Origin of the sequence: Stagnihabitans tardus, from assembly GCF_009925085.1 — a bacterium.
Classification (GTDB): domain Bacteria; phylum Pseudomonadota; class Alphaproteobacteria; order Rhodobacterales; family Rhodobacteraceae; genus Stagnihabitans; species Stagnihabitans tardus.
Genome location: NZ_JAABNR010000014.1, coordinates 1 through 22,656, shown reverse-complemented (window position 1 = coordinate 22,656; position 22,656 = coordinate 1). Strand labels below are relative to the sequence as shown.

Here is a 22,656-nt window from a genome sequence, read left to right as displayed (position 1 = left end):
CCGACGGGATTGGGGTTAAGTCTCCTGTCTGGCCGGTCTCCTGGCTCACGGTCACTGCAACCCTTCGCCTTCCCGGGCAGTTGCCCAGTGGCATATCGAAGGGACACTACCGCATACAGTCGCGGGGGCGGCTGAGGTAACGGGCGCCGCAACTGGGTCCGCCCTTCCTCATTCCCGATTGAGTTCGGGGATTCTGCATCCCATGAACACCAAACAAAATCACAATCATGCGCACGCCGGAGAATGTCAATGCGCTTGAAGTCCGGCAGCCTTGCCGGAGCGGGGCGCGGATTGTTGATCTTCCTCGCGTGCTCCGCTGCCATGATCGGGGCCATTCACGAGGTCGGCAAGGATCGGACAGTCCGGGCGGTGATCGCCGCAGCACGCATCTGCCAGATGACGCAGCGTGTCCATCATTGCCTGCATTTCACGAATTCGAACTTCAAGACCGGCGATCTGCTCAAGCGCAATCTGTTTCACGTCGGCACTCTGCCGCGAACGATCCTGCCAGAGTGCCAGCAACTCCTCGATTTTCTCGACGGAAAAGCCCAGATCCCGCGCCCTTCGGATGAAGCGCAGTAGCTGAACATCGGTCATCGTGTAGACGCGATATCCTGCAACCGTCCTTCCTGCTGCCGGAATGAGCCCGATCGACTCATAGTAGCGAATCATCTTTGCGGAGACGCCCGAGGCTTTTGAAGCTTCACCGATGTTCATTTCAGAACCTCCTTACGCGGCGTTTGCGGGTGCAAAGCGCCGCAGCCGCAGGGCGTTTCCAAGAACGAAGACCGACGATAGCGCCATCGCGGCGGCGGCAAAGATCGGCGACAGCAGGATACCAAAGGCGGGCCAGAGCGCGCCTGCGGCAACCGGGATCAGCAAGGCATTGTAGATGAACGCCCAGAACAGGTTCTGGCGGATATTTCGCATCGTGGCCTTGGACAGCGCGATGGCATCCGAGACGGCAGTCAGCCTGCCCGACATCAGGACGACGTCCGCCGCTTCGATGGCGATGTCGGTGCCGGTGCCGACGGCAAGGCCCACATCCGCTTCGGCCAGGGCGGGCGCATCGTTGATCCCGTCGCCAACATAGGCAAGCGGGCCTTGCGCCTTCAGACGTTTCACCGCAGCGACCTTGCCGTCGGGCAGCACCTCGGCCACCACTTCGTCAATGCCAAGCTGGCGGGCGATGGCGTTTGCCGTGCGGCCATTGTCGCCGGTGATCATCGCAACCTTCAGCTCCAACCGATGCAATGCCTGGATCGCCTGCGGCGTGGTTTCCTTGATCGGGTCCGCAACGGCGAGGATTGCAGCAAGTTTTCCGTCGATGGCGGCATAGAGCGGTGACTTGCCTTCGTCGCCGAGCCGGGTCGCGGTGTCGCCGAAGCCAGACACGTCGAGGCCGAGCTTGACCATGTAGCGGTCGGCACCGATTTCGACCCGCTGACCGCCCGCCTGCGCCGTGACACCGAAACCGGTGACGGAATCGAAGGCAGTGACCTCTGGAAGGATCAGCCCCTCGGTTTCGGCCGCCGTGACGATTGCGCGGGCGATCGGATGCTCGGACTTCGCTTCGACAGCCGCCACCACGGCCAGCACTGCGGCGCGGTCGAAGCCCGGTGCCAGCGCCATGTCGGTCAGGCGCGGCTTGCCCTCGGTCAGGGTACCGGTCTTGTCGAACGCGACCACCTTGACGCTCTGCAAGGCTTGCAGAGCCTCGCCCTTGCGGAAGAGCACGCCCATTTCGGCACCACGCCCGGTGCCGACCATGATCGACGTTGGCGTGGCCAGACCCATGGCGCAGGGGCAGGCAATGATCAGGACGGCGACGGCGTTGACCAGGCCGAAGGTCAGGGCCGGATCAGGCCCGAAGATCAACCAGACGGCGAAGGTCAGCACGGCAAGTGTCATAACGACGGGAACGAACCACATCGTGACGCGGTCGACCAACGCCTGTATCGGCAGCTTGCCGCCTTGCGCGGCTTCGACCATGCGGATGATCTGAGCCAGCATCGTGGCCTCGCCCACCGCCGTCGCCCGGAAACTGAACGCGCCGGTCTGGTTTACTGTGCCACCGGTCACTGTGCTGCCCGGTGCCTTCTCGACCGGCAGGGGCTCGCCAGAGATCATGCTTTCGTCGATCCAGCTTGCGCCCGTCGTGACCTCTCCGTCGACCGGCACCCGCTCGCCAGGACGGACCTCGACGACATCACCGGGGCGGACTTCGGCGACCGGCACTTCGACCAGGCCGCCATTGCGAAGGACACGGGCAGTCTTGGCCTGAAGCCCGACCAGTCGCTTGATCGCCTCTGAGGTCCGGCCTTTTGCGCGAGCTTCAAGCAGACGACCAAGGAGGATCAGTGTGACGATGACTGCCGCCGCTTCGTAATAGACATTCTGGGTGCCCGTGGGCAGGACTCCGGGGGCAAAGGTTGCCACGAGGGAATAGCCGAAGGCAGCCAACGTTCCGACCGCGACCAGGCTGTTCATGTCAGGCGCCAGACGCGCCAGGGCCGGAAACCCCTTGCGGTAAAACCTGAGGCCAGGACCAAGGAGGACCACGGTCGTCAAGGCGAACTGTATGTACCAGCTGTTCTGCATGCCAATGCTTTTCATCACCGCCATGTGGACCCACATGAACAGATGCGACCCCATCTCGAGGACAAACACAGGCAGAGTCAGAGCCGCAGCAAAAAGCACATCGCGCCGCAATGCGGCTTCCTCGGCTGTTTTCTTCGCGGCGGACTCTTCTGACATGATGGCGGTTTCGGTCGTTGCCCGTGCCTCGTAACCCGCATCCGCGATTGCGCCGATCAGGGAGGCAAGGTCCGCCGTTCCGGTGACCGTGGCGCGTTCCGTGGCCAGATTGACATTGGCTGCGGTCACACCGGGTACCGTTTTCAAGGCCCGCTCCACCCGTGCGACGCAGGAGGCGCAGGTCATACCCTCGATGACGATATCGTTCGGACGCGATGGCACATCATAGCCCGCGTCCTCGATTGCCTTGACCAGAGCCGATCGGTCCAGGTCCGGTCCGATGATTTCTGCCCGTTCCGTCGCGAGGTTTACGGCTGCAGTTTTGACCCCGGGGACAGCCTGCAGTGCGCGTTCAACGCGCCCGACACAGGATGCGCAGGTCATGCCTTCGACGTCGATCACGATCCTGCCGAGGTCTGCCATGGCGTTCTGAGGGACTTGTATGTTCATCGCGGCACTCCAGTGGCGAGTTACTCCGCTGACTGAGATAGGGCTTCCCATGATGGGAAGGTCAAGTCCTGATTTCAATTTGTCTCATCACGGAATTGTTCCCTTGACCTTACAACGGTGGGAAGGCCCATATCGAGGTGCATGAGACGACTGTCCAAAGGAGACACTCATGCAGTTCCACATCGAGAACATGACCTGCGGCGGCTGCGCGCGCAGCGTCACCAAGGCGATCCAGTCGGTGGACCCCTCCGCTGAGGTGAGCGCGGATCCGGGCTCGCACAAGGTCGAAGTGAAATCAGCGGCTTCTCGCGACCGGTTGGTCGCGGCGCTGACCGAGGTCGGCTACGCGCCTGCCTGACAAAACATAATCATCGAAGGAAAATCTGAATGAACAAACGTACTCTCGCGCTGTCTATTGCGGCAGTTGCTGTTGTCGGCGGGATCGCATTTGCCCAGCAAACCATGGAGGGCATGGACCACTCCAACATGGGTGGCATGGGCATGGGGGATATGGGCATGATGAGCCATGCTTCCATGATTCCGGCAGAGTTGGCCGACAATCCGGCTGTGCAGGCCTACGCGGCGGCAATGGACCAGATGATGGCGGACATGATGGTGCCTTATACCGGGGACGCTGACGTGGACTTCGTGCGAGGCATGATTCCGCACCATGAAGCTGCGGTCGCGATGGCGCGAATCCAGCTGAAGCATGGCACGGACCCGGAAATCAGAAAGCTCTCGGAAGAGGTGATCGCGGCTCAGGAGGCCGAGATCGCCGAGATGAAGGCCTGGCTCGCGGCTCGCGGGTTGTAAGGCGCTTCAGTGGCGGCAGGGTGGCCCGCTCCCGGCCATCCTGCCGTCCGACCTGACACACAGCGACCGTCTGGCCGCATCGGTCTAGGGATTATTGCCATGACGGCTGAGAATGGACACGCAAACCACCACGACCATCAAGTTGGGCACGCGGCGAAGTCGAACAAGAGCGAACTCCGGTCCGGTGCTGGCGGGCATTCAAGCCACAAGGCCGGGCACGCTGGCATGGTCGACGACTACCGCAGGCGCTTCTGGTTGGCGTTGGCTCTCACGATCCCGGTTTTGGTCCTGTCCCCAATGGTCCGCGATTTTGTCGGGCAAGGCATGGCACGCTTGCTTGCCGGTGAAGAGTGGATCGCACTGAGCCTGTCATCTGTGATCTACTTCTGGGCAGGATGGCCCTTCCTTAAGGGCGCCGGTCCTGAAATCCGCGCTGGCCGTCCAGGAATGATGACGCTGGTCGCGCTTGCCATCTCGACAGCCTATTTCTACTCGGCTGCCGTCACACTGGGACTGCCCGGCGGAGAGCCGTTCTATTGGGAACTGGCCACGCTCGTCACGATCATGCTTTTGGGGCATTGGCTTGAGATGCGGTCCGTCCTCGGCGCTTCTCGCGCTTTGGAGGAACTGGTACGCCTGCTGCCCGATACCGCACTGCGGGTGACCGCGGACGGTGGAACGGAGGACGTGCCCGTCGCGGCCTTAATCGCCGGAGACCGGGTCGTGATCCGCCCCGGTGCCAAGGTGCCGGTCGATGGAAAGATCATCGAAGGCACATCATCCTTCAACGAGGCCATGCTGACCGGGGAATCGAAACCTGTCACGCGGTCTGCCGGCGAGGCTGTCATCGGCGGTGCGGTAAATGGCGAAGGTGCCGTCACCATCGAGGTGAAGGCGACGGGCGAGGCAACCTACCTGTCGCAGGTCATCGCCATGGTGAAAGCAGCACAGGACAGCCGCTCGCGCACACAGGATCTGGCCTCGCGCGCCGCAACTGTCCTGACCTGGATTGCCATCACCGTCGGCCTCGGATCGTTCGGTTACTGGTATGCGGTCGGGGCGGGGGCCACCTTTGCGCTTGAGCGGATGGTGACAGTCATGGTCATCGCGTGTCCGCATGCGCTCGGCCTTGCCGTGCCGCTTGTCGTGGCCGTCTCGACGTCGCTGGCGGCGCGCAACGGACTGCTGATCCGCGACCGTGCAGCCTTTGAGCGTGCGCGGGATCTGAATGCCGTGGTCTTCGACAAGACCGGCACCCTGACCGAAGGCAGGTTCGGCGTCAGCGATCTGGTTTTGCTGCAAGGTGGCGACGAGACGACCGCTTTGCGTATTGCGGCTTCGGTTGAAAGCCAGTCGCAGCATCCGATCGCTACCGGGATTGTCGCCGCCGCAAAAGCCCGTGGCATAGACTTTCCGGCCCCGGAAGGCTTGCAGAGCATCACGGGTGCGGGGGTTACGGCACGTGTGGACGGGCGGGAGGTCGCCATCGTCAGCCCTGGTCATCTTCGGCGGCAAGGCCGACCCGTGACCGACCCGCGCCTCGCCCTGCTGGAGGAGGCAGGCAAGACCGTCGTGGTGCTGGAGGTCGGCGGCCAGCCCTATGCGTTGCTGGCTTTGGCAGACATCGTGCGCGCGCAATCGCGTGATGTCGTGGCACGTCTCAAGGCCAGGGGTGTCAGGTCCATCATGATGACGGGAGACGCGGAGGGGGTCGCGAAATCGGTCGCTGCAGAACTCGGCCTCGATGAATATTTCGCACAGGTCCTCCCGGAGCAGAAGGCGGCCCACGTGAAAGAACTTCGCGCCCGGGGTCTGAAGGTTGCAATGGTTGGAGACGGGGTGAACGACGCGCCGGCGCTCGTCGAAGCCGATCTTGGAATTGCCATTGGTGCGGGCACGGATGTCGCCGTGGAATCCGCCGACGTGGTCCTGGTGCGTTCTGACCCACGGGATGTGGAGGCCATTCTTGGCCTGTCCCGAGCGACGTATTCGAAGATGGTGCAGAACCTGATCTGGGCGACCGGATACAACGCATTTGCCATTCCAATGGCTGCTGGCATCACGTTCGGCACCGGCTTCCTGATGACACCTGCAGTCGGCGCCGTATTCATGTCGGCATCGACCATTATTGTAGCGATCAATGCACAACTCCTGCGGCGATACAGATCGAACTAAGGCGACATTGAGCGCCTAGCAAGACCAAGCGTGCTTTTCAGTAAGTTGCTAGGTGAGGCGCGATCAATCCTGAACGGCCATGCAAGCCATGCCGAGCGGGAACTTGAAGCACGCTGCGGTGCGCTCTTTCAGCCCATGCCGTGAAGTCCGTGGAAGCCACCTGTAACTATCACGGGTACGACGATCACAGCGGCCAAAATGACGATCACGACGCGCTGCCAGAGTTTTCGGTGCCGCCAGCAGAGGAAGGCAGTGGCGAACAGAACCAGCCCAAGTTCCACCACGCCGATGATACCACCGTAATAGTTCGGGTCCCAGTAGCTGACCGGACTGCGGAAGACCCAGTCCGACACGGGCCAGAATTGGCGGCGGGCATCGTCATGATGGGTGACGAAGTCGGTGGCCGCATGCAAAAAGCCGGCTCCTGCAAAGGCGGTGAGAATGAGGTGACGTCGCCAGTGTCCAAGAGCAAGAAGCAGGCCCCAGACGAAAAAGCTGTGATCAACGGCAAAGACGGCCTGCCATGAGTCCGAGTAGAAGAGGCTTCCGAAGACTTCATGCTGGGGAATTCCAGCCAGGCGGGTCGACCAAAGCACCAGCGCAAACATTGGAACATCAGGGGCGAGGCCGCCCAGCATGGCCGCCACCAGTGTGGACGGCACGACGGGCCGCGCAAAGACAGCAGCCCCGATCAGCATATGCGTTGGTGTGTTCATCGCATCAACAGGCCGGAAATGGTTCGGCCTTCTCTTCTTCCGCAATCTGTCGGAGGAGGGAAAGGGGAACCGCACCGCTGAGCACGGTCCGTCCGATCACCAGACCTGGGGTGCCGATGAACCCGAACAGATCGGCAAGTGCGCGCGTTCGATCGAGCTCAGCCTGAACCCCGGCGGAGGACATGTCGATTAAGAGCTGCTCGACATCCAGATCAAGGGTCTCCGCAACACGCCGTACCGAGGCCTCTTCGGCAACCATCGGTGTCCGCATGAAGCGGCGGCGAAGCTCCTGTTGCTTGCCCTGGCGTGCGGCGGCAACGGATGCCCTTGCGGCCAGTTCAGACGGCGGCCCGAAGATCGGAAGTTCGTGTTGCACGAGCCGGAATGTGGCTGGGTCCTCGGCCAGCAGGCTTTCAAGATCTCGCTCGAGAGCACGGCAGAAGGGGCAGCGAAACTCGCTGAAGTAGGCGATGGGAACTTCAGAGTTAGAGGCGCTGTTCCCAAATAAGGCCGGGCATGGGTCGGTGCGCATGGTCTCCATGCGCGCCCTGCGTGCGCCCGCATCAGGTAGTGGCCCATCGAGACCGACGAGTGCAATGTTTGCCGTGGAGGTCTGAGCGGCTAGCTCCAGTCGACGAAAAGGCGGCACACCCTCAATGTCGACATAGGACAGCGGGCTTCCGCCAAGCCGGTCCCAGGGCAGGGCTCGCAGTCCATAGATCAAGGCTATGATGCCCCCCAACACGAAGACATCACGACGGCGGATCGTCACAGGACTGTCACCGGTGTTCCGACGGGTACCTGCTCGTAGAGTTGGATCACATGGTCGTTCAGCATCCTGATGCAGCCGTTCGAAACTGATTGTCCAATCGACCAGGGCTCTGTCGTGCCATGAATCCGGTAGTAGGTGTCGCGCCCGTCGCGGTAAAGGTAGAGGGCGCGGGCACCTAGAGGGTTGCCAGGTCCGCCTGGCACCCCCTCGGCAAACTGGGCATAGCGATCGGGATTCCGGCGGATCATGTCGTTTGTCGGGCGCCATGACGGCCATTCTGCCTTGCGTTCGATGATTGCCGATCCCTTGAATGCCAGACCGGCCTTGCCGACGCCAACACCGTACCTGACGGCCCGCTCGGAATCGAAAACATAATAGAGAAAGAAACTTCGCGGGAAGACCAGGATCTGACCGGGGCTATGTTGCTCTCGGACTCGGACCTCGCGAGGTTGAAATTCGTCGGCCAGGACAAAGGGTTCTTCGGTATGGGCGCGAAGGACAGTTGGCATCGAGAGGGCTGCAGCGGCTGCGCCGGTTAGAAAGGATCGACGGAAAATCATGCGAACTCCTGAGAGGAACGTGAAGGACGAGGGTTCACTCAGAGGAAGGTTCGCGGAGGTGGGCGTCCGGGGGCAAAGGCGCGGCTTGAGGCAGAGACCGGCGTAATCACGAACCGCGCAGACTTGGCATACGGTGCCACCTCGAAAAATGACAAGGAGGCAGTTGCGACAAGCTGGCATGAGGCATGGCCTGATCCGTCGCTGCAAAGGGCGTCCTGGTCTACAGCTGCGGTTTGAGCGTGATCGGCATGCGCGCCATCGGATGCGTGACCGGGAATCGCCGCCCAGAGAAAGGCGACGAGCAAGCACAGACCACACAGGATGTTCGCAAACTTACGCATAGGCACAGAATAGCGCCCCTGGTGCATGGGAGAGGTGTTCACATCGAAGTGAGCGGAAAATTTCCCAAAAATTCGGCGAAAACGCCACGGCTTCACCTCTTTGTGACCCCTGTGCGATGCAATGCGATTTGACCTTCCCACGTTGGAAGCCGGCAGAGGTAACAAAAAAGAGGAGCAGACCATGCGATTCAGTCGACGACTTTTCGTTGCCGGAGCCCTTGCCGCGCCTTTCCTGACGGGCCGGGCAGCCTTTGCGACCGAGGACAATCAGGGGCCCGTCCGAAACAACATCTCGGCGTTCCGCACCCATGAGTGGCAGGACCACTTCGACTCGCTTGGGGTGGGGGTTATCATCTCTGACACCACGGCCAAGGTTCTCCAGCACTGGACGAGCGATGGTCAGATGTTTCTCTACCCCACTTCGGTTCCGCTGTCGGATGAATTGACCCGGCGGGGATATACCGAGGTCGTCGAGAAGCGGGAAAACCCGAGCTGGGCTCCGACACCCTCGATGCGGGAGCGCAACCCGGAATGGCCAGCCTTTGTGCCAGGAGGCGATCCAACAAATCCGCTTGGCACCCGCGCCCTGTATCTCTCGTGGCAGTACTACCGGATTCATGGTACCCACGATACGCGCAAGATCGGTCGCCGCTCGTCGAACGGCTGTATCGGGCTTTACAACGAGCACATCGAAGAAGTGTTCGATCGCACGCCGGTCGGAACGAAAGTCAAGCTGATCTGAACAGATGAGAGCGACAGCAACCCCATTGGCCCTCCCGCAAAACCTGCTTGTACGCAGGCTGTTGCGTTTCGCGTCGATGTGGCTTCTGACTGTCGCTCTGGTCATGGGCTTGGTGTTGGGACAATCTGCTGAAGCAGCGTCTGGCAACGAGCATCATTCCGGCCCCACCGTCGAGGCTGCCGATACCCCCGAACAGCAATCTTCGGTAACGCCTGCCTGCCATCCCGGCGTCATTTGCACAGCGTTCGTTTTGCCAGATGCTCTGGCATCGATACAGCCCACGGCCGTTCCGGCTGTGCTTCAGCCCGACGCTGAGCAGTCGCAACGCCGTTTTGGCGGTCCGGCCATCACACTTCCTCCCCCGCGAACCCTGACCTGACAGTCGGGCCGAACGATTGTTCGATGACCAGACGAGCCGGTTTGAAAGACTGGCTCAGGTTAGACCCTTTCTCAGCCTGACTCCAGAATTCGTCCCAAGCTGTGACCTGCCTGACCGGCAGGGTGCAGCCAATGATCAACAACAAGAAACCAATGGCAGTCAGGCAGATGAAATCTCAATGGACGGGCGCGATCGCGCTTGCCGCTTCCGCCGTCGCGGCAGTGGCACTGGCACATACGGGGGCGACGGGCGTCGTCCTGGACCGAATGAACGGAATGACGGCAATGCGCGACACCATCGCCGAATTGGCACCGATGATGCAGGGCACCGTGCCCTACGACACCTTCATTGTGTCTGAAGGCGCCAGCGTCATTGCAAGTCATGCGGGTGGGACGATGCTGTCGCTCTTCCCTGAAAACAGCCTTGAAGGCACCACCTATGCCAAGCCGGAAATCTGGGCCGATTGGCAGGAGTTCGCGGCTCTCTCCGAAGAACTGAAGGCCTATGCCGACGCCTTGGCCGAAGCAGCCCCGAACGGTCTCGAGCCTGCGAGTTCGCCAGATGGCGAGATGGCTGGCATGGATCACTCGGCCATGGGCATGACCGGAACACCGCAACCGGCGCAGGGCTTCACGATCGCGGAATTGATGGGATACGGAGCGGCTTCGGAAAAGATCGCGGTGACACGAGGGACATCGGACCCGACAGTTTTGGAGCTTGATCTGACGACACTGGCGGCGGACGACCTCTTCAACCGGATCAGCGCGACATGCTCTTCCTGTCATGCACAGTTTCGTGCGGGCCGGAACTGACCATGCGAGGTTTGATCCGGCTTTCCTTTGTCTTCCCAGCCATCGTGGCAGGTATAGGTGCCGGAGTGTTGGCACTGTGGCCGATCGGGGAGGTCGAGCCCGCGAGCTTCCCTTCCGGCGATGCCGAACGTGGGGCCTATCTCGCGCGCGCAAGTGGCTGCGTGTCCTGTCATACCAACTCGGCCGCCAAAGGATTGGCGCTCGCGGGAGGTGCGCCTCTTGACACTCCCTTCGGCACCTTCGTGCCACCGAACATCACCCCGCATAGGGAGGCCGGGATCGGGCGCTGGACCGTCCAGGATTTCGCCAAGGCGGTGCGCCAAGGGGTGTCGCCCGACGGAGACCCCTACTACCCGGTTTTCACCTACTCTTTCTACGCCGGTTTTACCGATCAGGACATTGCCGACCTCTGGGAGGCGTTCCGCACCGTCCCGGCTGTTGGCGATGCAGCCCCACCCCACGACGTCGGCTTTCCCTTCAGTTTCAGATCGGGACTGAAGCTCTGGCGCGCGGCCTACCTTGATACGCCTGATACGGACGCACTTATGGGCACGTCTTCCCCGTGGAACCGCGGACGGCAACTGGTCGAGGGGGCTGCACATTGCGCTGCCTGTCACACGGGCCGGACCTTGGCAGGGGGACTCGATGATGGCGCCCGCTTTGCCGGGAACGACAGCCTTCCAGGGGGCAGCAAAGCACCGCCAATTCTGAGCGACGTTCTCCTCGCAAAAGGTTGGGGCGTTGCGAACCTGGCTTACGCGCTTCAGTCCGGAATTCTGCCCAACGGGGATGCTTTCGGCGGAAGCATGGCCGAGGTCGTGGCTGAGGGCACGTCCTTTTTGAGCGATGCTGACCGCGAGGCCATTGCCACCTATCTCCTCGACCCCGAAGGCACGGGCGACATTCCTGCGCCCGCACCGACGCCGATCGAGACCCCGATGGCTGGAATGGATCATTCACAGATGGATATGGGAAATGGGAACTAGAGCGCTTGCCCTCATTCTCGCCTTGGGCGTTGCCGTCTTCGTCGGTGTCTTCATCTGGACGACCGTCTGGACCCTCGATGCGCGCGACACGATCTCCGCTGATCCATCGGTGACAGCCGAAGTGTCTGAAGCGTTTTCGGACGGACGGATGGACGTCCAGGTCTATGCGCTCGGTGGTCGTGACGTTCGGGTCGAAATCCAGTTCATGCCCGATACTGACGCCGGCGCAGCTGCCGGCATGCGGCCAGTTGTGAACTTTGCGATGGTCGACATGCACATGGACGGCATAGCGCCGCCGCTTCAGCTGGTCGAGGCAGGCGTCTGGCGCGCCGACGTGGAGCTGCCGATGGCCGGTCGTTGGGTCGTCAGTGTGGGCTTTGGTGAAGAGTTTGCAGAGGTCGAGTTTGATGCGCGATAACCCGGGTCCGGCAACTTTTCTGAATGATGACAGCCTTCGCCGCAACCTGCGCGGCCTGGCTGTTGGCATCACCCTGTTTGTGGTCCTCGGCACGGTCACTGCCGTATGGGCGAACCCGCTTTTTGTCCGGATGACTCCAGTCGGGCCTTGGGAGTTCGTCGCGACCGTTCTGACGGCCTTCCTCGGAGGTGTGACAGCGGCGATGTGGGTCCCTCAGTGCAACTTGCGCGCTTCCGGGACGGGTGGGCTTGCCAGCTTTCTCGGAATCGCCTGCCCAACCTGCAACAAGGTGCTCATGCTGGTCTTCGGTGGACCCGCGCTTCTTGCCTGGTTTGATCCGCTCCGGCCGTGGCTTGCGACTGCCGGGCTCTTCATCATGGGCATCGCCGCGTTGACAACGTGGCGCCGGTTTCGCGCTGTCCGCACTGGCAACAGGAACGTGCAGGGACCGCGGGGCCTTGATCGGGGTGACGTGAAATGAAGACAGTCACGGTCCATGACCCAATGTTCCGACGGCTGAGCCGGAATGTGCTTCTGCGGCACGGGCTGATGGCCCTCCTCTCTGCTGGCCTCGTTCTGATTTTTGCGGCCATCCATGGCGAGTGGAGTCCGATGCACCGCTGGAACCGGGCACTTGCCGACGCCTCGCTGGTGCTGGTTGCGCTTTCGATGGGCCTGGGGCCTCTGGCCCGGCTCCTCAGACCCGCAGTGTTGGTGCTGACCTACCGCCGCGAGTCGGGGATCTACGGCTGCCTTCTGGCGCTTGCGCATGCTGGAATCATTCTTGTCGGCTGGGTCGAATGGGACCTGATGCGGCTCTTCGGCTTCGAATGGAATCCCGAACTCCTCAGCTATGTCATGTTTCAACATGGCTTTGGTCTGGCCAACGCAATCGGGATCGCCGCCTTGCTCCTCGCGGTCCTCCTGGCCACAACCTCAAGCGATGTCGCAATGCGCCGCCTGGGCGTTTCCGGCTGGAAGTTCCTGCAGATGGGTGTCCTGCCGCTTTGGTGGCTGTCTGTAGCGCATGTCGCCTACTTCCTGTTCATGCACTTCCTCAGCTTTCACCGGGCGACGCCCGAGCCTAACCCCCTGCAGTATTGGTTCGTCGGACTGGTGGTCTTGGTCCTTGGACTGCGACTTGCTGCTTACCTGAAAACCATCGGCGGCAGACGCATACCGGAGTCTCAGGACGAGAGGGCCAAGCATGCGCCGATCTGAACGGGATCTTGCCAAGGCCGCACGGGTAACGACGCGTCGGTCGCTGTTGCTGGGCGGCATGATGACCTCGGTGGTCGGTGTGCTTGGTTTCCGGATGTGGCAACTGGGTGTACGCGATGCTGAGGAGTATTACCTTCTGGCCGAGGAAAACCGGATCAATTTGCGGCTGGTGCGCCCCGACCGGGGCCGCATCTTTGACCGCGCGGGCAAGATCGTCGCGGACAACGAGCACACCTACCGGATCACGCTCGTGAACGAGGAGGCCCGGGACGTCGATGACGTCCTTGCGAAACTGCAGCGGCTTCTTGGTCTGACGAGCGAGGATATCGACCGGATTCGGGAGCAACTTGACCGCGTTCGGGGCTTTGTCCCGGTGACCGTTAAGGACAGGGTCACCTGGGAAGAGTTGTCAATCATCGCCTTGAACACCCCGGCTCTTCCGGGTGTCCACCCGGAGATGGTCCTGTCCCGGGTCTATCCCTTCGGGCCGGACTTTGCCCATCAGGTCGGCTATGTGGGACCCGTCAGCGACAGCGATCTCACAGCCAAGGACGGGGAACCCGATCCGCTTTTGCGCTCGCCGGACTACCAGATCGGCAAGACGGCGCTTGAGCGGATCCACGAGCGTGCGTTGCGCGGTGAGCCGGGAGCTCAGCGGGTGGAGGTCAACGCCGGCGGCAGGACCATGCGCGAGCTGGCACTTGATCCGCCGACCCCCGGCTCGGACATGCAGATCACACTGGATCATCATTTGCAGAACTTCATGCGTGTGCGCCTCGAAGGACAAAGCGCGGCGGCAATCGTAATGGATGTCACGAACGGTGATCTCCTCGGCTGCACGTCTGCCCCTGCATTCGACCCGAACCTCTTCGTGCGGGGGATCTCGAGCAAGGACTACAGCGGACTGCGCGACAGCGAGTTTCGCCCGCTTGCCGACAAGACCGTTCAAGGGGCCTATCCGCCGGGGTCCACGATCAAAATGTCGAATGCGCTCGCGGCTCTGGAAAGCGGGGTCATGGATCCAGCAGAAACCGTGACCTGCAACGGGTACGTGGAAATCTCTGGTCGCAGGTTCCATTGCTGGAAAAGCGGCGGCCATGGGCGGGTCGACATGGTCGGTGCGTTGCGGCAGTCCTGCGACGTCTACTTCTACGAGGTTGCGCAACGGATCGGGATCGATGGCATCTTTGCGATGAATGACCGTCTCGGACTGGGCCAGAAATACGACCTTCCGCTGTCGGGAATGGTTCACGGCAACAATCCCTCACGCGCCTGGAAGCAAGAGCGCTACGGTCAGGATTGGTTGATTGGCGACACGATCAACGCGTCCATTGGCCAAGGCTTCACGTTGACCTCGCCAATTCAGCTAGCCACGATGACCGCGCGCCTAGCCTCAGGAACGGCAGTTCTCCCGCGTCTCGTGCGCCCGCTCGGTGGGGCCAGCCCGGGTGAACCGGCGCCTGTCTCACTTGGACTTTCGGCAGAAGCGCTTGCGATCGTGCGACAAGGGATGTTCGAGGTGTCGAACCACGAGCGTGGTACGGCCTACGCCTCGCGGATCGCGGATGTGACCAAAGCAATGGCTGGGAAGACCGGAACGAGCCAGGTGTTTTCGATTACAGCGGCCGAGCGCGCAGCCGGTGTCCGATCGCAGGACGAACTCCCATGGAACAGGCGGGACCATGGGCTGTTCGTGGCCTTCGCACCCTTCGATGCGCCTCGATATGCCGTGACTGTTGTAGTGGAGCATGGCGGCGGCGGCTCAACGGCGGCGGCACCGATCGCGCGCGACATCATGCTCTTTGCCCAACACGGCGGCCTGCCGCCCGAAGATGCCTATCCTACTGCTCAGCGGGCCCGAATTCGGGAGGATCTGGCTCAACTGTCCGAACGGATTCTCCCGCCGGATGGGGTGACACCGATCACCGTGAGCCGGACATGAAGGCCACCAAGCCAAGAGCTGGCAAGTTCAGAGGCGCTGCGATTGTTGCGCCCGCGGCATTCTTTCTGCTGTCCGCGCCACAAGCAGACGCGTTCTTCCACAATAGCCCCGATCTCGAACAAGGTCGCGCCATCTATGAGGCGGAATGCGGGTCGTGCCACGGCGCCGATCTGGAAGGACATCCCGACTGGCGAACGGCCAATGAGGACGGGACCTATCCCGCCCCGCCGCATGACGCGGGGGGCCACACCTGGCATCACGGCGACATCATGCTGCACGACTACATCAAACGCGGCGGGCAGGCCGTCCTTGACGAAATGGGCGTTGCCTTCACCTCCGGCATGCCGGCTTTCGGCGACCGTCTGACGGACGAGGATATCGAAGCTGTTCTCGATTACATCAAATCGACTTGGCCCGACGGCATCCGCGCCACGCAAGCAGAGCGGAGCGCCGTCGAGGCACTCGCCCCATGATGCCTGACCCGAACGATAGTCTGTCGGTCCAAGTTTGGACTTGCCTCTCGAGTTACTTGAGGAAGCATCAACCCTCAAAGAATGCACGAAATGAAAGGTCCGCCCGATGCGAATGAAATCCCTGCTGCTAGCCATTGTCTTCAGTTTCCAAGTTGCTTTGCCGTCCTTCGCGCAGGAGGTCTCGGATGAACGCATCAAGGCTCTCGTGGCCGAGGCCCTGCGCGAAAACCCCGAACTGATCCTCGAGGCGCTCCAGGCCCTCGAAGAACGGCAGGCGGAAACACAGGCAGCCGCCGCAACCGCAGTATTGGCCAACGAGCGCGACACATTGGAACGTGACCCCAACGCACCGGTTCTAGGCAATCTGGAGGGCGATATCACGGTGGTCGAGTTTTTTGACTACAACTGCCCCTACTGCAAGCGCGCGATGCCGGAAGTCGACGCGCTTCTGGCCGAAGACGGCAACATCCGGTTGGTGATGCGCGAATGGCCAATCCTCAGCGAGGGATCTGCTTTCGCCGCACGCGCCGCGCTTGCATCCCGGAATCAGGGCAAATATACCGAGTTCCACAATGCTCTGATGGGCATGCGTGGCAAGGTAGAGGCCGACACGGTGCTGCGTATTGCCGGCGAGATCGGCCTGGACTTGGACAGACTCAAGGTAGACATGCAGGCGCCTGAGATCGAAGAGCACATTGCAACCTCGATGCGTCTCGCCGAGGCGCTCGGTTTCAGCGGGACGCCGTCCTTTGTCGTAGGCGATCAGTTGGTCCCCGGTTTTGTTGAAAAGGCGCAGTTGTCCGAAATCGTGGCTTCTGTTCGGGCATCAGAATGAGTGGTTCGAGACGACTCGCTTATGAATTCTTCCGTTGCACCGTCTTCCCTGCGCGTAATGCGATCCTGGCCATCGCGGCGGCAATATGGATTGCGCTGTCTGGAATTGCCGCGGCGCATTCGTTCACCGCAGCAATTCTCGTCGTCGGTGAGAATGTTGAGCAAGACCTTGCCGAGGCTGTCCGAGGATTCCTGCTGGCTGCCGACGAGCGGGACGGGCACCCAAACGAAACCTCCGACGGGCATCTGGGCGGCGTTGACGTGCATGTTCTTCCGCTTCCGGCCGAAGCCACCAGACTGGTCCAGGAGTTGACTGGCTCACCAGACGAGGCGGCTGATGTCGTCATCGTCCTTGGACCGAAGCCTGCCGACGACGACGCGGCGAGCAAGTACAGCCGTGCGAGCATCGTTCTGGTGCAAGCACTCCTTGCGGAGGGCTGGAATGGTGATGACCGCATGGAAGGTTTCATCACACGCTACCGGCTCGCCTACGGCAAAGAGCCCGATCCTTTGGCCGCGTCAGCCTACCATGCGGCGCGCAGGTTGGATGTCGCGATCAGACCGCTTGACGGGGCGGGGCCGCGGGATGAGCTTCTGGAAGCCTGGCAAGCATCCGAGGTCGGCTTGCCAAGATGATCCTGTGGTGTCTCGCGCGGCGCGCACCGGGTGGGGATCTCACGCCGCCGGATAGCTGGTGAAGACCGTACTGCTTCCGTCCTGACTGACCAGGACCACGTCATATGCCTGACGCTCTGTCTCTGGACCCATTCCCGGTGAGCCGAATGGCATGCCCGGAACGGAAAGTCCTACCGCCAAGGGGCGTTCGGCCATCAGCCTGCGGATATCCGCTGCTGGAACGTGCCCTTCGATGGTGTAGTCGCCGATGGTCGCCGTGTGGCAGGACGACAGGTTCTCCGGGATGCCGCGCTCCCGCTTGTAGGTCGCGAGGTCTTCGACACTGCGCTCTTCAAAGCTGACGTTAAAGCCGTTTTCGCGCAGGTGGCCGATCCAAGCGTTGCAACAGGGGCAGCCAGGGTCCTTTACCACATGGATCCGCTCGTCCCCTTCGGCCAGCAAAGGCACAGCGCTCATGGCAAGGATGGTCGATCCGGTAAGAAGAAGAGTACGGCGCGCAAGGTTCATCAAAAGCCCCAGTCTATGTGTCACCGCAAAATACTGCCAAAGGCCGGGCGTGGCGAGCGTAGTATGGCTCCCAATAGGCCTGATCACCAAGAAACTACCGAAGACGCGCGTCCCCGGCCTGCACCAGAAGGACGCCATGATTCTCATCTGCGTCATCGTCCGTAACCCTGCGGGTCTGAACGCCCTGCAAATCTGCGAAACCTTCCATCATCCGTTTCGGAAACCAGGTCATTGGCAGGCTTTCGAAGCCGGGAACGCCGTCAAGTACGCGCGATATTGCAATTGTGCAGTTCGCCTTGGGCACCGCGCCGTACGCTTTGGCACGCGCCATGATCAGGTCCGCAACTTCTGGCGAAACCATGATCGTCTGCTCAACAACGTCGTAAGTTTCGCGGGCATGGTAGTCGATGTAGAAGTCGACCATCTTCGGCGTGATCCCGAAATGGACATCGTTGCGCTCCGGAAGCTTCGGATGTCGCCAGGTTCCCGCCGGATCGAAGAGGACACGCTCTGAGCCATTGATCAAAAGCCCGGCATGCGCACCGGTGCCGCTGCGGGTCGACAGGACGGTATAGAGCGTGACCGAGGTCGGGCCGACATGTTCATAGCGCGCCTCGGCCACGGCCTCATCAGGCGCCCAAATCGGTTCGGCGCCGCAGGCGGACAGAAACAGAGGTGCGAAAAGGGCGAAGAACAATCGTTTCATGGCGTGTCCCGTCAGATGAATGACGTTTTCGCGACCTTCGTTCAGTTGCCAGTAAACTCTGCGCTATCAAGTCAAGACGAGGGAAAACGCGGCAATTCTGCTGCAGTCGATGCTATCGCCATGCGGTCCAGACACCAAACTGTCAGATGACGGGACCAGACCAGGCTGATACAAGCGAGAGCATGACCAGTTCGACGTTTCCTATGCGTGCATTGATTCTCGCCGCCTATCTTCTGGCGGCGTTCCTGCCGATGCTTGCCTCCGCCGATGGCCGGCAACAGTCTCATGCAGACCATGAGCAGATGATGGCGATGGCTGGCCATGTCGCGCATATGTCATCCGACGGCAGCCCGATTGACGATGCACAACGCCTGCTTTGCCAGCAACATTGTCTTTTTGCAGCCGCGGCTCTTCCCGCACCAAGCCCGGGCGTCGTCGCCATCGCGCGTTCGGTTGAAATCAGCCTGAACAATGACCTGCTGGCCGCATCGCTTGCCCTCCCGCCACCTGGCCCACCTCCGAAACGCACCCTGATCTGACCCCATAGCTCCGCTGGCCGGGGCCTTCAGTCTTTTCACGTTGCGATACAGGAGAATTCGCATGATCGCTCTCTCTCGCCGCGGCTTTCTGGCCGCTTCTGCGGCTGCTGCCGCCTCACTTATTCTGCCTGCTAGTGCTAGAGCACAATCAGCCCGCATGTCGCTGACGGCGACGACCCGGACGCTCGATGTCCGGGGCAGGGCCGCCACCGTCTGGGGGCTGGTGGACGGCAACGGCCGGTCTGGATTGGTTCTCGACCCGGGTCAGGCATTTGCCGTCGATCTGACGAATACCCTGACCGAGCCGACCATAATCCACTGGCACGGACAGATCCCGCCAAACGCTCAAGACGGCGTGCCGGACATGCCTATGGCCACGCTGCAACCCGGCGAAAGCCGCGCCTATGACTTTGCCGCGCGCCCGGGCACCCATTGGATGCATGCGCATGTCCCCGCGCATGAGATGCTGCTGCTGGCCGCGCCCTTGATCGTGCTGCGACCCGAGGACGTTGCGGCCGATCGGCAGGACGTGACGCTGTTCCTGCACGACTTTTCGTTCAAGCCGCCTGCGGAGGTGCTGGCAGAGATTACCGGTGGCGCGTCAATGGCCGGCATGGACCATGGCCAGATGGGCCAAGGAGGAATGGACCACTCTGGCATGGACATGGGCGCGATGGGTCAGGGGGACATGACGGCGATGCCGGGCATGGACGGCATGGCGATGGACCTGAACGACTACAACTTTGATGCCTACCTTGCCAATGACCGGACGCTGGATGACCCTGAAGTCGTCCAGGTGGACAAGGGCGGCAAGGTCCTTGTTCGGGTGATCAACGCAGCCGCCGCAACGGTGTTCTGGATCGACACCGGCGCGCTAACCGGGCGGCTGGTCGCCGTGGACGGCGAGCCGGTGCAGCCTCTTCCTGGCAGCCGTTTCGGAATCGCGATGGGCCAGCGGCTGGACATCGAGCTTGATGTTCCTGCCGAAGGCGGGGCCTTCCCGGTCCTCGCCTTGCGCGAGGGTGCAAGAGAACGGACGGGTCTCGTCCTTGCGACGCCAGGGGCCACGGTGACGAAGATCGCCGACATGTCCGATGCCGACCATCCTGCCTTCAGCTCCGATCTGACGCAGGAAGCGGCCCTGCGCGCCGTCACCCCACTGCCGGAGCGCGCGGCATCGTCCCAGCCGATGTTGATGCTGGGCGGCTCGATGATGCCCTACGTATGGACCATCAACGGGCAGACCTGGGGCAAACATTCCCCGGTGACCGCGAAAACCGGCGAGCGTGTCGAGATCATGTTCCACAACATGTCAATGATGGCACATCCCATGCACCTGCATGGCCACGCTTTCCAGGTGGTCGGCGTGGGCCAGAGCCGGATCGCGGGTGCTGTTCGTGACACCGTTCATGTGCCGCCGATGGGGATGGTGACGGTCGCGGTGGATGCGGGTGAAGCAGCGCGGTGGATGCTGCATTGCCATCACATGCCGCATCTCTCGACAGGCATGATGACTGAGTTCGCGGTTTCGGCCTGACGACGATCCGGACCCGCAGATTGCCTGCGGGTCCGACCTTCCGCGAAGGGAAATGCCAATGTCAATTCAGATGGGTCGTCGACCTCTCCTTGCCGGTCTTGCAGCGAGCTTCATTGCGGAGCCCGCCCAGGCGCGACCGCCTTTCCGGCTGCGAAAGGACCCGCAGCCTCTGCTTTCCCCGCCTATCCAGGAAGAAGCAGGAACCACCAAGGTTCTTGGGGACTTTGCCGGGCGTGTGATCCTTTTGAACATCTGGGCGACCTGGTGCCCGCCCTGCCGGCAAGAGATGCCAGCACTCGACCGTTTGGAAGAGCTGCTTGGAGGCCCGGATTTTGCCGTACTACCCCTTTGCATCGACGAAGGCGGGATCGAAAGGGGCCGACGTTTCTATGATGAAGTCGGACTTGTGAACCTGCCGCTTTACTGGGCGGAACCGTTGCGGGTTCAACTGGCACTCGCCTTCATCGGACTGCCGACGACGCTTCTGATCGACCGCGAGACGCGTGAAATCGGGCGGCTTCAGGGCCCTTTCGACTGGGGAAGCGGCGAGGCTGTCCGTCAGATATCTTCGGTCCTTCAGTAGCAGCCGGCTACTGCAACAATTCGATACAAATGCGCAACAGTGTCGTAGCGTCGCGCGACCACGTGTTGAGCACGCTGAACCAGATTGAAAAGTGATGTTGAAACTGTCCAGCACCGCCGAAGCGCCGGAAGGCCGCATTCTCGTCGTCGATGACGACGGGGAGATCCTTCTGTTGGTCGCAAAATTTCTGCGCTCAAACGGATTTTCCGTCGCAACTGCTCGAAACGGGGCTGAAATGAAGGCGCAGATGCAGGCGTCTTCGCCCGATCTTGTTGTGCTCGACATCATGCTGCCTGGTACCAATGGCTTGGAGCTGTGCCGCGCTTTGCGTGCCGAAAGCCAAGTGTCAGTCGTCATGTTGACTGCGAAAGGTGATGAAATCGACCGGATCGTAGGGCTGGAGGTCGGCGCCGATGATTATCTTCCGAAGCCTTTCAATCCGCGCGAACTTCTGGCGCGGATCAAGGCAGTTCTTCGACGCAGTCGTTTTGCAGGTAACGCCGGAAATCAGGGGTCAGGCCGGTTAATCGAGTTCGAAGGCTGGCAACTTGACACTCTGAAGCGCGAACTTATGGATCCGACAGGCGTTGTAGTGGACCTGTCGAGCGGCGAGTACGACCTTTTACTCACCTTTCTTGAGGCGCCTCAGCGGGTCCTTTCGCGGGACTATCTGTTGGATAGCACAAAGAACCGAACCGCAGACGTGTTTGACAGGTCGATTGATGTTCAGGTCAGTCGGCTTCGTCGGAAGATTGAGGGGACCGCCGAAGTGATCAAGACGATCCGTGGCGCAGGCTATCTCTTTACAGCATCGGTGCGCCGAAAGTGATGCGGGTCAGGGCGCTATGGGGCGCTGCCCGGCGACTACGACTCGATACGTTGGTCGCCCGCACGACGATCGTTCTGATCCTGGGAATTGCAACCGTCCAGATTGTCGGGTTGCAGACCTATCGTGCTTCTCTCAGTGCCGACCTGTCCGATGCTACGGAGCGTCGGCTGGCTGACAGGTTGGTTACCATCAAGCGCACGCTGGCGGGACTGCCCGAAGAGCTGCGCGAAGACGCCGCCCATGATCTTTCGAGCGGAGCTATCGAGGCGCATTGGAGCCGGGACGAACGGGTCGTCGAAGCCGACAGTCCTAACGCCCTGTGGGTAGATCTGCAGGCCCGACTGATTGAACTGGCCCCCGAACTCGCTGAAGGCGGGCTGACCATCGGCGCGCAGGACGGACTGGCTTCGGACCCACATGTCGCTTTGATCTCGATGCGTCTGGCCGACGACACTTGGCTGAACGTCAGCCTGCTTAGCTGGACACCGCGCATTCCAGGCGCGCCACAGTAAGCCTCCGGTCTAGGCCGTGGCTATTTGGTTTTCCAGTTCCAGGGCAGGAGATCCGGCAGGCGTGACGGTGTGGTTGCCGGTAGCTTGGCGAGGACATCTGCGAGCCAGGTCTGTGGGTCAACGTCGTTCATTTTGGCGGTGACGATCAGGGAATACATGAAGGCTGCGCGTTCCCCGCCGCGGGCGGAGCCTGCGAAGAGCCAGGCCTTGCGTCCGAGGGCGACGCCGCGCAGGGCGCGCTCTGCCGCGTTGTTCGTGAGACAAATGCGGCCGTCGTCGAGGAACCGGGTGAAGGCCTCCCAACGGCCAGGCTCCTCGAACATGTAGTTGATGGCTTTGGCGACCGGGTTGTGCTTGGACATGCGGGATCGTTCGGCCTTGAGCCAGTCGTGCAGGTCTTCAACGAGCGGGCGGAC

The 22,656-nt window shown here is 61.5% G+C and carries 26 protein-coding genes and 1 riboswitch; of the genes, 18 read left to right on the top strand and 8 right to left on the bottom strand.

The features are described from left to right. Positions 1–13: 13 nt before the first annotated feature. A riboswitch (cobalamin riboswitch) is annotated at positions 14–229 on the bottom strand. A gap of 17 nt (positions 230–246) precedes the next feature. Together cueR and GV832_RS14850 are read right to left on the bottom strand one after the other, a co-directional pair. Further along, positions 247–717 (bottom strand): Cu(I)-responsive transcriptional regulator, encoded by a 471-nt coding sequence (gene cueR / locus GV832_RS14855; RefSeq protein ID WP_168775676.1) that lies wholly within the window; start codon positions 715–717, stop codon positions 247–249. Positions 718–729: 12 nt separating this feature from the next. Further along, on the bottom strand, positions 730–3,180 hold the full coding sequence (locus GV832_RS14850; protein ID WP_265332517.1) for a heavy metal translocating P-type ATPase: 2,451 nt from the start codon (positions 3,178–3,180) through the stop codon (positions 730–732). A 196-nt stretch (positions 3,181–3,376) separates the two neighbouring features. Here GV832_RS14850 and GV832_RS14845 point away from each other — a divergent pair, with 196 nt between their 5' ends. The 3 genes from GV832_RS14845 to GV832_RS14835 all read left to right on the top strand — a co-directional run bounded on the left by GV832_RS14845 (position 3,377) and on the right by GV832_RS14835 (position 6,195). Then, the gene (locus GV832_RS14845) at positions 3,377–3,565 is read left to right on the top strand and encodes a heavy-metal-associated domain-containing protein (protein WP_168775674.1); all 189 of its coding nucleotides are present in this window, start codon (positions 3,377–3,379) and stop codon (positions 3,563–3,565) included. 29 nt (positions 3,566–3,594) lie between these two features. Then, entirely contained in the window at positions 3,595–4,020 is a 426-nt protein-coding gene (gene copM / locus GV832_RS14840; protein WP_168775673.1) for a CopM family metallochaperone, read from the top strand. A 225-nt stretch (positions 4,021–4,245) separates the two neighbouring features. Further along, complete coding sequence (locus GV832_RS14835; RefSeq protein ID WP_168775672.1) at positions 4,246–6,195, top strand: copper-translocating P-type ATPase; 1,950 nt, start codon at positions 4,246–4,248, stop codon at positions 6,193–6,195. A gap of 128 nt (positions 6,196–6,323) precedes the next feature. Here GV832_RS14835 and GV832_RS14830 read toward each other — a convergent pair whose 3' ends face one another. The 3 genes from GV832_RS14830 to GV832_RS14820 are packed head-to-tail and all read right to left on the bottom strand — an operon-like array spanning position 6,324 to position 8,243. Further along, positions 6,324–6,911, bottom strand: coding sequence for a cobalamin biosynthesis protein CobQ (locus tag GV832_RS14830; RefSeq protein ID WP_168775671.1), 588 nt, complete (start codon positions 6,909–6,911; stop codon positions 6,324–6,326). Between the two features lie 4 nt (positions 6,912–6,915). Continuing rightward, entirely contained in the window at positions 6,916–7,635 is a 720-nt protein-coding gene (locus tag GV832_RS14825; RefSeq protein WP_227754446.1) for a DsbA family protein, read from the bottom strand. Positions 7,636–7,679: 44 nt separating this feature from the next. Next, on the bottom strand, positions 7,680–8,243 hold the full coding sequence (locus tag GV832_RS14820) for a L,D-transpeptidase (RefSeq protein WP_168775669.1): 564 nt from the start codon (positions 8,241–8,243) through the stop codon (positions 7,680–7,682). A gap of 522 nt (positions 8,244–8,765) precedes the next feature. Here GV832_RS14820 and GV832_RS14815 point away from each other — a divergent pair. The 10 genes from GV832_RS14815 (at position 8,766) to GV832_RS14770 (ending at position 17,027) form a co-directional block, all read left to right on the top strand. Next, on the top strand, positions 8,766–9,326 hold the full coding sequence (locus tag GV832_RS14815; RefSeq protein ID WP_168775668.1) for a L,D-transpeptidase: 561 nt from the start codon (positions 8,766–8,768) through the stop codon (positions 9,324–9,326). A 510-nt stretch (positions 9,327–9,836) separates the two neighbouring features. Then, complete coding sequence (locus GV832_RS14810) at positions 9,837–10,517, top strand: cytochrome c (RefSeq protein WP_168775667.1); 681 nt, start codon at positions 9,837–9,839, stop codon at positions 10,515–10,517. A gap of 2 nt (positions 10,518–10,519) precedes the next feature. Continuing rightward, positions 10,520–11,503, top strand: a complete 984-nt coding sequence (locus GV832_RS14805) for a c-type cytochrome (RefSeq protein WP_227754445.1) — start codon at positions 10,520–10,522, stop codon at positions 11,501–11,503. A 22-nt stretch (positions 11,504–11,525) separates the two neighbouring features. Next, the gene (locus GV832_RS14800; RefSeq protein WP_168775666.1) at positions 11,526–11,921 is read left to right on the top strand and encodes a hypothetical protein; all 396 of its coding nucleotides are present in this window, start codon (positions 11,526–11,528) and stop codon (positions 11,919–11,921) included. Continuing rightward, a complete protein-coding gene (locus GV832_RS14795; RefSeq protein ID WP_161763852.1) occupies positions 11,911–12,402 on the top strand; it encodes a hypothetical protein in 492 nt (163 codons plus the stop codon). The genes GV832_RS14800 and GV832_RS14795 overlap by 11 nt, the downstream gene beginning before the upstream one ends. Next, on the top strand, positions 12,399–13,142 hold the full coding sequence (locus GV832_RS14790; RefSeq protein WP_227754444.1) for a ferric reductase-like transmembrane domain-containing protein: 744 nt from the start codon (positions 12,399–12,401) through the stop codon (positions 13,140–13,142). The genes GV832_RS14795 and GV832_RS14790 overlap by 4 nt, the downstream gene beginning before the upstream one ends. Beyond that, positions 13,129–15,084: a penicillin-binding protein 2 gene (gene mrdA / locus GV832_RS14785; protein WP_168775665.1), complete on the top strand. Its 1,956-nt coding sequence runs from the start codon at positions 13,129–13,131 to the stop codon at positions 15,082–15,084. The genes GV832_RS14790 and mrdA overlap by 14 nt, the downstream gene beginning before the upstream one ends. Continuing rightward, complete coding sequence (locus GV832_RS14780) at positions 15,081–15,557, top strand: c-type cytochrome (RefSeq protein ID WP_168775664.1); 477 nt, start codon at positions 15,081–15,083, stop codon at positions 15,555–15,557. The genes mrdA and GV832_RS14780 overlap by 4 nt, the downstream gene beginning before the upstream one ends. Positions 15,558–15,669: 112 nt before the next feature. Beyond that, on the top strand, positions 15,670–16,392 hold the full coding sequence (locus GV832_RS14775) for a DsbA family protein (RefSeq protein WP_168775663.1): 723 nt from the start codon (positions 15,670–15,672) through the stop codon (positions 16,390–16,392). Beyond that, the gene (locus GV832_RS14770) at positions 16,389–17,027 is read left to right on the top strand and encodes a hypothetical protein (RefSeq protein WP_168775662.1); all 639 of its coding nucleotides are present in this window, start codon (positions 16,389–16,391) and stop codon (positions 17,025–17,027) included. Before GV832_RS14775 ends, GV832_RS14770 begins: the two co-directional genes overlap by 4 nt. A gap of 39 nt (positions 17,028–17,066) precedes the next feature. Here GV832_RS14770 and GV832_RS14765 read toward each other — a convergent pair whose 3' ends face one another. Further along, positions 17,067–17,534, bottom strand: a complete 468-nt coding sequence (locus tag GV832_RS14765) for a DUF411 domain-containing protein (RefSeq protein WP_168775661.1) — start codon at positions 17,532–17,534, stop codon at positions 17,067–17,069. 94 nt (positions 17,535–17,628) lie between these two features. Then, on the bottom strand, positions 17,629–18,240 hold the full coding sequence (locus tag GV832_RS14760) for a hypothetical protein (protein ID WP_168775660.1): 612 nt from the start codon (positions 18,238–18,240) through the stop codon (positions 17,629–17,631). A gap of 182 nt (positions 18,241–18,422) precedes the next feature. Here GV832_RS14760 and GV832_RS14755 point away from each other — a divergent pair, with 182 nt between their 5' ends. The 5 genes from GV832_RS14755 to GV832_RS14735 all read left to right on the top strand — a co-directional run bounded on the left by GV832_RS14755 (position 18,423) and on the right by GV832_RS14735 (position 22,240). Beyond that, complete coding sequence (locus GV832_RS14755) at positions 18,423–18,779, top strand: hypothetical protein (protein ID WP_168775659.1); 357 nt, start codon at positions 18,423–18,425, stop codon at positions 18,777–18,779. Between the two features lie 61 nt (positions 18,780–18,840). Beyond that, on the top strand, positions 18,841–20,316 hold the full coding sequence (locus GV832_RS14750) for a multicopper oxidase family protein (RefSeq protein ID WP_168775658.1): 1,476 nt from the start codon (positions 18,841–18,843) through the stop codon (positions 20,314–20,316). 58 nt (positions 20,317–20,374) lie between these two features. Continuing rightward, positions 20,375–20,899 carry a TlpA family protein disulfide reductase gene (locus GV832_RS14745; protein WP_227754443.1) on the top strand — a complete coding sequence of 175 codons (525 nt, stop codon included), beginning with the start codon at positions 20,375–20,377 and terminating at the stop codon, positions 20,897–20,899. A 94-nt stretch (positions 20,900–20,993) separates the two neighbouring features. Then, on the top strand, positions 20,994–21,728 hold the full coding sequence (locus tag GV832_RS14740) for a response regulator (protein WP_168775657.1): 735 nt from the start codon (positions 20,994–20,996) through the stop codon (positions 21,726–21,728). 50 nt (positions 21,729–21,778) lie between these two features. Continuing rightward, positions 21,779–22,240, top strand: a complete 462-nt coding sequence (locus GV832_RS14735; RefSeq protein WP_168775656.1) for a hypothetical protein — start codon at positions 21,779–21,781, stop codon at positions 22,238–22,240. Positions 22,241–22,260: 20 nt separating this feature from the next. Here GV832_RS14735 and GV832_RS14730 read toward each other — a convergent pair. Further along, the coding region (locus GV832_RS14730) for an IS66 family transposase (protein WP_168775655.1) at positions 22,261–22,656 on the bottom strand (396 nt) is incomplete at its 5' end.